Source organism: Gemmiger formicilis (assembly GCF_016901605.1).
Classification (GTDB): Bacteria; Bacillota; Clostridia; order Oscillospirales; family Ruminococcaceae; genus Gemmiger; species Gemmiger formicilis_B.
Window position 1 is genome coordinate 1 of record NZ_JACJKP010000089.1, and the last position, 11695, is coordinate 11695.

An 11695-nucleotide genomic window follows, 5' to 3' on the forward strand; every position below is an offset into this window, starting at 1 on the left:
TTACGCACAAACCTCTACCGGAAAAGTCTCAGCCTCAGAAAGACCAAAACCGACCGTGTGGATGCACGAACAATTGCGGCTATGCTGTTATCCGATGCAGGCCTCAAACCCTACACGAATACAGCATACCACAACGAAGAACTAAAGTCACTCACCAGATATCGTTTTGACAAAGTAAAAGAGCGCGCCAAGCTGAAAAGCCCGGTTTCCAGACTGGTCTGCATCCTGTTTTCTGAGTTGGAGAAACTGGTTCCAACGCTCCACATGGCCTCTGTCTATGCCCTGCTGGAGGAGTTTCCGGGAGCCAAACAGGTTGCCCGAGCACACCTGACAAGCCTCAAATCTCTTTTGGAGAAGGCCTCTAAGGGCCGTTACAAGCGAGATATGGCATTGTCAATTCGGGATGCTGCACGAATGTCCATTGGTTCCAGAATGCCTGCCAAATCTCTGGAATTGCAGCATACCATCCGGCTTATTCGGGAACTGGATGCTGAAATCCATGAAATTGAAGCTGAGATTGAGACCATGATGGACGAGATCCGGTCTCCCATCATGACCATCCCCGGCATTGGCTACCGCATGGGCGCCATGATCCTGGCTGAAGCGGGGGATCTGTCACGCTTTGACTCTCCGGACAAGCTACTGGCTTAAAGTATGGAAAAAACAGGAAAGCCAGGTAGAAACGAACGATTATTTCTTGGATTTTCCCGGCAGTAACTTTGGCTGCCACACTGGAACTTTGTGGATATGTGGCTATGACTGGCCTTGTGACGGCGACGTATCTGGCGGTTGCCGTAATCGTATTCGTTCTTCTGTCTGGTGTGGTCTTCAGACTGATGGGAATCAAGGCCAAAATCAGCAGGGATGTTGGTACTGCCTTGGCAGTTTTTTGGTTGTTGATAGGAGCATACATCTGGCGAACCATCCACACGGTCAAAATAATCTCGGACACTTCGAATAGAGAACAGGTACTTGCCTTTGTATGCAATCGGCATGCGTTTGCGGAAGGCGACCGCCAGCTTGGCAAAAACCAGATGTCCGTTGTGGGGACAGTATTGCAAAAAGCTGTCAGCCCGGCGGTACTGTCTAACTGCCTTTCGACCCCGGACAGCATCCAGTCCTGCGTGGATACCAATGATTTCTACTTCGGTGCGCCAGCAACTGCATGATGGAGGTTCCTGGAATATTGAGAGCTTTAGTGTTGATGGCAGTGATTCTTATTCGAGTACGTAATCCATGAATCAGAACCTCTATGTAATGATCCCCGATGAGGCTACTGTTCAGGAAACGAAAGAAAAACTGACTGTCATCAGCAAGGAGGTAGAGATGGGCGATATACAGGAGAATGCAAACCATGCTGCATAAACAGGTATTTCCAATAGAGAAACCAGGTATTAAATCATAATGCGCTGGATCAAAAGGTTTGCTGGGGATGCGATTAACCCCAATTACTCTGGACCGGTAGTCAGGCTGACGGGTTGGAACTTGGTTTTTGGCTATGCACAACTGACCGTTCTATTGGCTTTCTTTCAGCCGGAAATTTCATTTATGCAATCTGAGAAGATTGCAACAGGCCAATCCAGTTGTAAGTAGGGGGCTGGTGAAGCGTGCCGATGCAGTATTGCAGGATTTTCCTTGACGATGTACAGTGGAAAAGGTTATACTAAGCTAACGTCAAAAGAAAGGGACGATGGATATGCTGGAAGTAGGTATTAAGGCGCCGGATTTTACCCTGCTGGATAAAGAGGGAAAGGCGGTTAGTCTTTCCGATTTTGCAGGCAAACGTGTGGTTTTGTATTTTTATCCGCGGGATAATACACCGGGCTGTACTCGCCAAGCCTGCGCTTTTGCACAGAACTATGAAGGATTCCGCAGCCGGGATGTTGTGGTCATCGGCATCAGCAAAGATTCGGTAGCTTCTCACCTGAAGTTTGCGCAGAAATACGATTTACCGTTTGTTTTGCTCTCTGACCCGGAGCTGCAAGCCATTCAGGCCTATGGTGTCTGGCAAGAAAAAAAGCTGTACGGCAAAGTCAGTATGGGCGTTGTTCGTTCCACTTATATTATTGATCCGGAAGGCAACATCGAAAAAGTGATGCCCAAAGTGAAGCCGGATACCAATGCGGCGGAAATCCTGGCCTATCTGGCAGGGGAACAGTAAGACAAAGGTAACAATTGCCGAAGCGGAGAATCTTTTATGCGAATCATCATTTCCCCGGCCAAAAAGATGAATGTGGACACCGACAGCTTGCCATGGCAGGATTTGCCCCTGTTCCTTGAAAAGACAGAACAATTGTATCAGGCTATGCGGGCGTTATCATACGATACGCTCAAGAAAATCTGGAAGTGCAACGATCAGTTGGCACAGCTCAATGTGGAACGGCTGCAGCAAATGGATTTGCACAACAACCTTACGCCGGCAATTCTGAGTTACGAGGGAATTCAATACCGGTGTATGTCGCCTGGCGTTTTTACAGAGCATCAATTGGCCTATGTACAAGAACACCTTCGGATTCTTTCAGGTTTTTATGGTTTGTTGCGCCCTTTTGACGGAGTGACACCTTACCGCCTGGAAATGCAGGCAAAATTGCCGGCAGCAGGGAAAAAGGACATTTATACGTTTTGGGGCGACCAACTTGCCAAAGCGCTTTTTGCCGAAACGGACTGCATCGTAAATCTTGCGTCCAAAGAGTATAGCACTTGTATTTCCCGTTATCTTCCGGAGTCTATCCGCTTTGTTACCTGCGTATTTGGCGAGGAGAAGAATGGGAAGGTGGTGGAGAAGGCCACCATGTGCAAGATGGCCCGTGGCGAAATGGTTCGGTATATGGCGGAGCATGAGGTGCGAAAACCGGAAGAAATCCAAACCTTCGCCCGATTGCAGTTTACTTTTTCACCGGAACGATCTGATGCATCCACCTATGTGTTTTTGAAAAATGATTCCGTATAAAGCAGAAAGGGATAGCTTTACAAGGCTATCCCTTTTCATTATGGTGGGGCGGCTGTATATTGCAGCAACAGCATTGTGATGCTTGTCTCTGTCAGGAAAAAGTCCCGCGAAGACGTTGCAGAAAGACCTCTGCGGCGGGGGAAAAGACCTGATACTTTTTCCAGACGATATCCAGGCCGGACTCCAACCGCGGGGTAAGCGGACGGAAGCAAAGCTCACTGGCGGCAGATGTATTGGACAGATTGTCCAGCGTTACAGCATACCCAACACCGGCTTCTACCATGATGGCAGCGTTATAGATCAGGTTATAGGTGGCAACAATATTCAATTTGTCAAAATCTGAACCAAACCATTCCGCGAAAGCGTTTCCGTGGCGCTGGGAAAGAATCGCTTGACGGGAGCAAAGCAATGGCAGAGTTCGCAGATCTTCCTTCTGCAGAGCGTCCTTAGCTGCCAAAGGACTGTCTTTGCGCATGATCACGCCCCATACATCTTTCCCGGGAAGATGGAGCGAATCATATTTTGCAATGTCTGCCGGTTGAATCAAAACGCCAAAATCCAGTAATCCCTTGTCCAGGCGGTCGGTAATGTCCTGCGCATTTCCGCTGTGTATATGATAATGAATGGCTGGGTATTCCTCTTTCAACTGCCAGATGATTTCTGCGATATGACGGATGGTTTGGGTTTCACCGCTTCCTATGTAGACATCCCCGCTAATGGTGTTTTCCAAGGAGTTGAATTCGGCTTCGGTTTTGTCTACCATCGCCATAATTTCTTCGGCCCGTTTACGAAGCAACATGCCCTCCGGTGTCAGAAGCACGCGATGACTTTTTCGAATCAGAAGCTGCTGCCCCAACTCCTCTTCCAGGTCATGAATCTGACGTGAAAGTGTCGGCTGTGTCAGATGCAGAAAATTGGCTGCTGCTGTAATACTCTCCTCACGTGCAACGGCCAGAAAATAACGTAACACTCGAATTTCCATTCCCGGCACCTCCCCTTGAATAGATTTAGTATAGCACACTCTACTATGCCTGAAAAGCATATCATGATACAAAAACAAGGTATTTGCTCTTTTGGAAACATCGCGTTAGAATAAAAACACAGGGGAGGCGAGACGTGTGGAGGATGTTTCCGAAAAGCGTACATTTCAGATTTGCCGGAATTTACAGGATGCCGGCTGCAAGAGAACGTTCGTAACGGAATTTTTGGAATTGGAACAATCGCACAGTCGCCAGGAACAATACCGCCTGCTTGCCAAACAAAAGGCGGCACTATTGAAGCAACTGCACTGCGTGCAATACAAAATTGATTGTCTGGACCACATGATCTATATCATGCGTTTGGAAGATGCAGGTAATATCAAACCAGAAGATGTAAAATAAGAAGCCTTTACCACTCTCAGGAGGGAGAAGTTATGACCGTTTTGGAAAATCAATCTTTTGAAGAAGAGCGCGCCCTTTACGGAAGCAAGGGACTGGAAATTCGGAACTGCCGATTTGATGGACCTGCCGATGGCGAAAGCGCATTGAAAGAAAGCGCCGATATTACCGTAAGACATTGCTTTATGAATCTGCGTTATCCTTTCTGGCACGACGAAAATTTGTGCATTGAGGACAGCGAATTGACGCCGCTCTGCCGGGCCGCTCTATGGTATTCTCATCATCTGCAGATCTCCCGCACCAAACTGCACGGAATCAAGGCCGTTCGGGAATGTAAAGACATTACGATCAATTCCTGCGATATTGACTCGCCCGAATTCGGCTGGTCTGCGGATGGAATCAAAATGGAAGACAGTACCGCACAAAGCGAGTATTTTCTGCTTCGTGCCCGCAATGTTGTGTTTGATAACGTAGATTTTCACGGTAAGTATTCTTTCCAGTACGTGGAACATGCACTTTTTACAAGCTGCCGTTTTGATACCAAAGACGCATTTTGGCACGCTAAGGACATTACCGTACGCAACAGCGTCATCAAAGGGGAGTATCTGGCCTGGTATTCGGATGGGCTGACGCTGGAGCACTGCACTATCATCGGGACGCAGCCTTTCTGCTATTGCAAGAACCTCAAATTGATTGACTGCAAGATGATCGATACGGATCTCTGCTTTGAAAAATCCGACGTAGATGCCGTGATTACAACGCCTGTCCTCAGTATCAAAAACCCGCATACCGGCCGCATTCAGGTGCCGGAGGTAGGCGAGATTATCCGGGATGATCCCGAAGCGCGCGGGCAGATTGTGATTGGAGCGCCACAGGAATTTTGCCATAACCATACGGATAACAAGGAGGAAACCCAACATGCCTAAAAATGTATTGATTGTTACAGCCAGTTTGCGGGCAAACAGCAACTCCGATGCGCTGGCACAGGCTTTTGCACGTGGCGCCCGTGAAAGCGGGAATGATGTAGAAGTTGTAAGCCTTAAAAACCAGAAGATATCTTTCTGTGTGGGGTGCCTGTCCTGCCAGACAACGCAAAAATGCATTCTGCAGGATGATGCCGTTACGATTTCACAGAAAATAAAAGATGCTGATGTGGTTGTGTTTGCGGCACCGGTTTATTACTACGGCATTCCCGGTCAGCTGAAAACGCTGTTGGACCGCTGCAATCCGCTGTACTCCAGCGATTACCGTTTCAGGGATGTATATTTGCTGGCAGCAGCTGCGGAGTCGGACGCGTCCACTGTGGATGGGAGCGTTCAGGGCATTCAGGGCTGGGTGGATTGCTTTGAAAAGGCGACATTAGCCGGTACCGTATTTGCGGGTGGTGTCACAACACCCGGCGAAATTGCGGAACATTCTGCATTGCGGCAGGCTTATGAAACAGGGAAAAACATTCATTAAATGGTCGGCTGCAGTGCTGGGAATCGTTTTTCTGGGCATGATGTACGCGTATCGTGCTGCATGGTCGCCGTCTGCTTTGCAGGCATCGGAACGTGAACAGAAAACCTTGGCAGTCACTGCTGCACCTCATGAGGAGGAACAAAGTATGCCGGAACTGGAAATCCGTGTCGCAGACAAAACGTTTTCTGTAGAACTGTATGACAACGAAGCGGCAGCAGCATTACTGGATATGCTGCCTATGCAGATCAGGATGCAGGAACTCAACGGCAATGAAAAGTATTATTATTTGTCCCAATCTTTGCCTACGCAGGCTGTACAACCATCTGCCATTCATACCGGAGATTTGATGTTGTTTGGCTCAGACTGTCTGGTTTTGTTTTACGAGGATTTCTCAACGTCATATCGTTATACATCTTTGGGGAAAATTACAAATCCGGAAGGTCTTGCACAAGCTTTGGGAACAGGGTCTGTGACCGTTTCTTTTGAGAAAAAGGACACCTGACTAGCGGGGATTGTATAGTCCTGTTTTGTGCCGGTAATGAGAGAAACGAAACGGACGATGGAAGACGTTTGGTACCGAAATGGAGAACCGGAGTCCTTTCGGCACTGCAAGAAAAAAGCGGACGCCCAATAAGACGGGCGTCCGCTTTTTTATGTTCCGGGAAATTGTATGGTGAAGGATGCGCCGCCTCCCGGTGTGTCTTGTATGGACAAAGTGGCTCTGTGCAGTCTGGCCAATTCGTGGGCGACGGAAAGCCCCAGACCAAAATTCTTTTTGCAGGAACGGCTTGCATCGCCACGGTAGAATCGTTCGAAGATCTGTGTTTTGGCGGAATCGGAAATGCCCGGACCGTGATCGATCACCGAGATTTTTATAGCCGTCTTTTCGACCGAAAGAACCAGTTCTATGGGCGTGCCGTCAGGTGTATGTTCCATGGCGTTATGCAAAAGAATTGCCAGCAATTGCTGCATGCGTTCTGCATCGGCGTGAATTTTGGGGACTGTTTCGTCCGGCAGGCGCAAGGTAAGCGGGTGCAGGCTCTTTTTTGCCAGCAGATAAAACTGGTCATATACTTCAATGCAAAGATTGTCCGGGGCAAGCTCTTCCAGATGGGTGGGTAAGTTGCCCAGATCACCGTTTGCCAGCAGCAGCAGATCATCGGTCAAACGTGTCATGCGGTCTGTTTCCCGCAAGGCGTTGTGTAAAAGAGTATCTTGCCGTTCCGGTGTAAGATTCTCATCCAGTGCTTGCAAGCTTGTCTTGATAACAGCCAATGGGCTGCGCAGTTCGTGGCTGGCCGCTGCAATAAACTCTTTTTGCTGGCGCAGCGCCTGCGCGGTAGGGGCCAGAGCTTTTCCGGTCAGCCAGTGAGAAATCAGCATCAGCAATCCGCATCCCGCCAGCCAGAGCCCGGTATATTGCAGTGCGGACCACAGCCGATGTTGTTGCCAAAATGCTGTATTCTGTAACGAGATCACCTGCAAATAGGCACCGTTTCCGCCGCGCGGCAACAAGGCGGCCGCCGTAGAATAGGTATCGCCTGCATGACCCTGTAAAGTGAAATGACTTTCCTGCCGGACAATTGCTCCTTCGCTGTCTTTGGCATCGAAATCCAGATAGAGTGCGGACGCCTCCAGGGCGAGTACTTCCAGCGTGGAACGGGGCGTTGGTGTATTTAGCACTCCGGCATAGTGCAGAGCGGCACCGTTATCCTGTAAAAACACAACGCAGTCTGTGCCTTGTTCCTGTTCTGCCAGCCATACATCCGTTACGGAAGCAGCATCGGCAAGACGGTCGCAGAGCGAGGAAAAATTGCTACTGAAAAGCTCTTCTGCACTTTTTTGATACTGTTCTTCCGAAAGTTTCCAGGTCACCAGCAAGGCACAACCCAAAACCAACGCCGTTAATGCTGTAAGCAGCAAGGTCAGGCGGCGATGAAGCTTGCGGATCATGACTGCACCTCAAATTTATACCCATTGCCGCGCACAGTTATCACACGGGCCTGGCTGCCCACAGACTGTAGTCTGCGGCGAACGAAGTGTATATAACAGTCCAGGTTGGCATCTTCAACTTCCGCCATAGGCCCCCAGACCTGTGCCAATAAAAACGCCCGGTTCTGCAACCGTCCGGGGTTGCGCAATAATACTTCCAACAGGTCACATTCGCGTTTGGTAAGGCTTACTTCACCCCGCGGCCCGGTAAGGGTCATCTCTGTGGGGGAGAGTGCAACGTCTCCACAACGCAGCGTTACTTCGGCAGCAGTGCCGGGGCGGCGGGTAAGTGCCCGAAGCCTTGCCAGCAACTCCCGGGTATCAAATGGTTTGGAGAGATAGTCATCTGCGCCTGCATCCAGCCCGTCAACCCGTTCCCCGATTCCAGAAAGAGCAGTCAGCATTAGAATAGGGGTCATGATACCGGCGGTACGTGCTGCCCGCAAAAGGCTCAAGCCGTCCAAACCGGGCAGCATCCGGTCAAGAATGCATACATCATAGGCGCCGCTGGTAAGCAGGGCCAATCCGTCTGTCCCGTTGTGACAAAAGTCTACACGGAAGGTGGCTTCTTCCAAAGCGGGGCGCAGTGCTTCACACAGAGCCAGATCGTCTTCCACCATCAAAATTCTCATTCCGTACTCCTGATTTTCCAAAAGGGTTTTCTATATTATACACCTTTTTTCTTGAAGAAGCCTTGAAAAGTGGATGCGATTTTTTAAGGACTTTTCAAGAGTGGCTTGCTATACTGGAAGCATGAACTCAAAGGAGGCACAGACAATGAAAGGATACAGAGGGGCAGCGTTATGCATGGCAATGTTGCTGAGCCTGACGGCGTGCGGAAATGCCCCGGCCGGACCAACCGATAATACTACAACAGCTTCCGAAACCGGAGAAAAACAGATGGGACGCTGGGTAGAAAGCGAAGTGGGGCTCAACGGCAGAGAAATTGCCGGCGGCCCCACTTTGCTGGACGATGGCTCTCTGGTGATGTTTGCTTATGAACAGGACCCATCGACACTGGAAACCGGGCCTGTAAGTCGATTGACATCCACGGACAATGGAGAAACCTGGACGGAGGACAACCCCGGTTGGAGTGACCAAACAGATGGTTTTATCAATCAAATCTGGGTTGGCGGCGATGGCACGGCCTGTATGAGCAGTGTGGTACTGGATTCAGAAAGCCGCGCTGACAACAGCTACCATTTCTATCTGCAAAAAGATGGCGGGACGTTGGAAGAACTTCAGGTGGAAGGTTTTGAAAATATCCGGCATGTTGTTTTCTATCAGGGGGAAGCGCTGCTCTTTCAGCAATCCTATGGAGAGTACGGTGTTTCCTGCGAAATGACCGCATATTCTCTCGCCACCGGTGAAACCCGAAAAGTTACTCTGGATGGTGATGCCATGTATGGCGCCGGTATTGAACCGACCATTGCCGGAAACAAACTGTTGTATCTGTATTATGCCGAAACTTCTATACCCCTGATGGAACTGAACCCGCAGGACGGTATCAGCACACAGGTTATGGATACATTGAGCGAAGCGGTTTCTTCGGCAGCACTGGTCGGGGATTCGGAAGGCGCCGTATATTATCCTACGCCAAAAGGAATTTACCGGCTGGCACCCGGCGGGACACTTCCCGAACAGGTGGTTCCTGCGGACGGTACCGCAATGAGCGTAAACAGCAATTACCCCACATCTATCTGCCGGGCGGCCAATGGGGATTTCCTTGTGACGCTGGCAGGCGACGATTCGACGCGGAAAGTGTATCGGTACCATTACGACGAAACGCTGCCTGCACATGCCGAAACTACATTGAGCGTGTGGTCGTTAGAAGATTCCGCTACGGCACGGGCGGCTATCAACCTGTATAAGCAGAAGCACCCCGAGGTAGATGTCACGTTTACTGTGGCAATCTCCGATGATGCCCAGGACCCGGCGGCTGCCCGCAACGATGCACTTACGCAACTCAACACCGAATTGCTGGCTGGGAATGGACCGGATTTACTGATCCTGGATGGTGTGAACTACGAAACCTACGCAGAAAAAGGATTGCTGGCGGACATTTCCGACACATTGCCGTTGGCGGAATTGCAGCAAAACCTTACAGAACCTTTTGTAAAAGACGGCAAGGTTTATGCGATGCCAGCGCGCTTTACAGTACCGGTGTTGATCGGCGATGATGGTACGCTGGATGCGCTTGGCGATTTGGATGCCATGCAGCAGGCTGTTATGGATGCTGCGCCCCGCGGCGATTTCGGTGCCGATAGCAGCGACTACTATGAACCCTTACCCGATGCCGAAAAGTATGCGCTGCGACTGACCAGCGCGGAGGATTTTGCGGAGTTTTTGCTGCCGGTAACGGCCAGCGCCATTCTGAACGATAATACCATCAACGAAGACGCATTGGGCCAGGTAATGGAGTTTGTAGAAACAGTTTCGGACTATTATGGTATCAAGGATTATACGAAGAAAGAGGGAATGGGTTCTGCCCAAGGTTGGAGCGGGACCGACACGATCGCTATTAACCCTGAACAGAGCGAATACACCGATTCCGGCCATGCAAAATATGGCTGGTTCAACATGGATACTCCGTATTCTGTTCTGGCAATGGCGCGCAAGAAGGACCGGATGGACTACAGTTCGCCGGATATCCCATGCGATATTATGCTGCGTCCCGGTCTGGTTTCGGGGGCGTACACTCCTAAAACGCTGGTCGGTGTAAACGCCGGAAGTGAATACCTGGACCTGGCCAAAGAATTGGCGGCGGCGTTCTTCGATCCTTCGGTGCAGGATACTTTTTACAGCGACGGCATGACGGTACGTGCCGATTGTCTGGCGGCTAAGCTGGATGCGGTTGTGAATAACGAGTATTATCCTTCCGATCCCTTTACCGGGGATATAAAAGAACTGCTGAACAGCTGTACAACTCCAGTCCTTGTTCCGGAGCTGCTCCGCAGCAGCTTTTTGGAACATGCCGATGCGGTGATTAAGGGTGAGGAAAACGCTGCAGATGCCGCAAACGGTATAAAAGCGGATCTGGATTTGTATCTGGCGGAACAACAATGAAAAGAAAAATCCCCTTGGCCACCGCACGGGTGGATGGTAGGCGCGTGAAACAAAATAAGCAATGGGGAACGGCACTTATATTTTTGGCCCCTAGTCTTACCGGAGTGAGTCTGTTTCTGCTGATTCCGCTTATCGAAACCGTGCGCCGAAGTTTTTGTGATACATTGGGTACGCGGTTTGTGGGGCTTTCCAATTACCAATCGGTACTGCAAAACGAAGCGTTCCGTCTTGCCGTGCGCAACACGGTGCGTTTTACAGGCGTGTGTGTGCCACTTCTGCTGGTATTCAGCCTGATGCTTGCCCTGGCTTTGCGAAGCAAGCCGCTGCGCAATACGCCCTGGTCTGAATGGTACCGTACCACCTTTTTACTGCCCATGGCCATTCCGGTGGCAAGCATCGCTATTTTATGGAAGGTTTTGTTTGCCCGCACAGGGCTGATCAATGCGCTGTTTGGAACGGACTGCGACTTCATGAATACGGAGGCGGCTTTCTGGGTGCTGATTGCTACCTATCTTTGGAAGAATATCGGCTACGACAGCATTCTGTGGTCGGGTGGGCTGGATGCTATCTCTACAGAACTGTACGAAGCGGCTTCTGTGGATGGAGCCGGGATCTGGCGTCAATTTACCGCTATTACATTGCCGAATCTGGTTCCCGCGCTGATCATCACAACGGTTCTGAGCCTACTTAATACGTATAAGGTGTTTCGTGAAGCGTATCTGGTGGCAGGCGCATACCCGCAGCAGAGTATCTATCTGATACAGCATCTGTTCAACAACTGGTTCTTGGCACTGGACTTGCCGCGGCTCTGTGCGGCAGCTGTTTTGGTAGCAATAACCTTATTGGC

The 11695-nt window shown here is 50.2% G+C and carries 13 protein-coding genes and 1 pseudogene; 11 read left to right on the top strand and 3 right to left on the bottom strand.

What is annotated here, in order from left to right:
- From H6B10_RS08330 to yaaA, 5 genes and pseudogenes are all read left to right on the top strand, one after another.
- A pseudogene (locus H6B10_RS08330) lies at positions 1-648 on the top strand (IS110 family transposase); the annotation flags it as partial.
- 71 nt (positions 649-719) lie between these two features.
- Positions 720-1169 (top strand): hypothetical protein, encoded by a 450-nt coding sequence (locus tag H6B10_RS08335; RefSeq protein WP_204651169.1) that lies wholly within the window; start codon positions 720-722, stop codon positions 1167-1169.
- A 67-nt stretch (positions 1170-1236) separates the two neighbouring features.
- Positions 1237-1365, top strand: a complete 129-nt coding sequence (locus H6B10_RS18710; RefSeq protein WP_275951062.1) for a hypothetical protein — start codon at positions 1237-1239, stop codon at positions 1363-1365.
- 331 nt (positions 1366-1696) lie between these two features.
- Complete coding sequence (bcp, locus tag H6B10_RS08340) at positions 1697-2161, top strand: thioredoxin-dependent thiol peroxidase (RefSeq protein ID WP_204651170.1); 465 nt, start codon at positions 1697-1699, stop codon at positions 2159-2161.
- A 36-nt stretch (positions 2162-2197) separates the two neighbouring features.
- On the top strand, positions 2198-2950 hold the full coding sequence (yaaA, locus tag H6B10_RS08345) for a peroxide stress protein YaaA (RefSeq protein WP_204651171.1): 753 nt from the start codon (positions 2198-2200) through the stop codon (positions 2948-2950).
- Positions 2951-3041: 91 nt separating this feature from the next.
- Here yaaA and H6B10_RS08350 read toward each other — a convergent pair whose 3' ends face one another.
- On the bottom strand, positions 3042-3932 hold the full coding sequence (locus H6B10_RS08350) for a LysR family transcriptional regulator (protein WP_204651172.1): 891 nt from the start codon (positions 3930-3932) through the stop codon (positions 3042-3044).
- 136 nt (positions 3933-4068) lie between these two features.
- Between H6B10_RS08350 and H6B10_RS08355 the strand changes: the two genes are divergently transcribed.
- The 4 genes from H6B10_RS08355 to H6B10_RS08370 are packed head-to-tail and all read left to right on the top strand — an operon-like array spanning position 4069 to position 6292.
- Positions 4069-4332: a hypothetical protein gene (locus H6B10_RS08355; RefSeq protein ID WP_204651173.1), complete on the top strand. Its 264-nt coding sequence runs from the start codon at positions 4069-4071 to the stop codon at positions 4330-4332.
- 32 nt (positions 4333-4364) lie between these two features.
- Positions 4365-5255, top strand: coding sequence for a DUF3737 family protein (locus H6B10_RS08360; protein WP_204651174.1), 891 nt, complete (start codon positions 4365-4367; stop codon positions 5253-5255).
- A complete protein-coding gene (locus H6B10_RS08365) occupies positions 5248-5790 on the top strand; it encodes a flavodoxin family protein (protein WP_204651175.1) in 543 nt (180 codons plus the stop codon). The genes H6B10_RS08360 and H6B10_RS08365 overlap by 8 nt, the downstream gene beginning before the upstream one ends.
- Positions 5765-6292, top strand: coding sequence for a cyclophilin-like fold protein (locus H6B10_RS08370; RefSeq protein ID WP_243427324.1), 528 nt, complete (start codon positions 5765-5767; stop codon positions 6290-6292). The genes H6B10_RS08365 and H6B10_RS08370 overlap by 26 nt, the downstream gene beginning before the upstream one ends.
- 149 nt (positions 6293-6441) lie before the next feature.
- Here the strand turns inward: H6B10_RS08370 and H6B10_RS08375 are convergent, their stop codons facing one another.
- The gene (locus H6B10_RS08375) at positions 6442-7743 is read right to left on the bottom strand and encodes a sensor histidine kinase (protein ID WP_204651176.1); all 1302 of its coding nucleotides are present in this window, start codon (positions 7741-7743) and stop codon (positions 6442-6444) included.
- Positions 7740-8414 (bottom strand): response regulator transcription factor, encoded by a 675-nt coding sequence (locus H6B10_RS08380; protein ID WP_204651177.1) that lies wholly within the window; start codon positions 8412-8414, stop codon positions 7740-7742. Before H6B10_RS08380 ends, H6B10_RS08375 begins: the two co-directional genes overlap by 4 nt.
- A gap of 145 nt (positions 8415-8559) precedes the next feature.
- On the opposite strand from H6B10_RS08380, the gene H6B10_RS08385 reads away from it, so the two are divergent.
- Complete coding sequence (locus tag H6B10_RS08385; RefSeq protein WP_204651178.1) at positions 8560-10848, top strand: ABC transporter substrate-binding protein; 2289 nt, start codon at positions 8560-8562, stop codon at positions 10846-10848.
- A partial coding sequence (locus H6B10_RS08390) for a carbohydrate ABC transporter permease (protein WP_204651179.1) occupies positions 10845-11695 on the top strand: 851 nt, incomplete at its 3' end. The genes H6B10_RS08385 and H6B10_RS08390, both read left to right, overlap by 4 nt.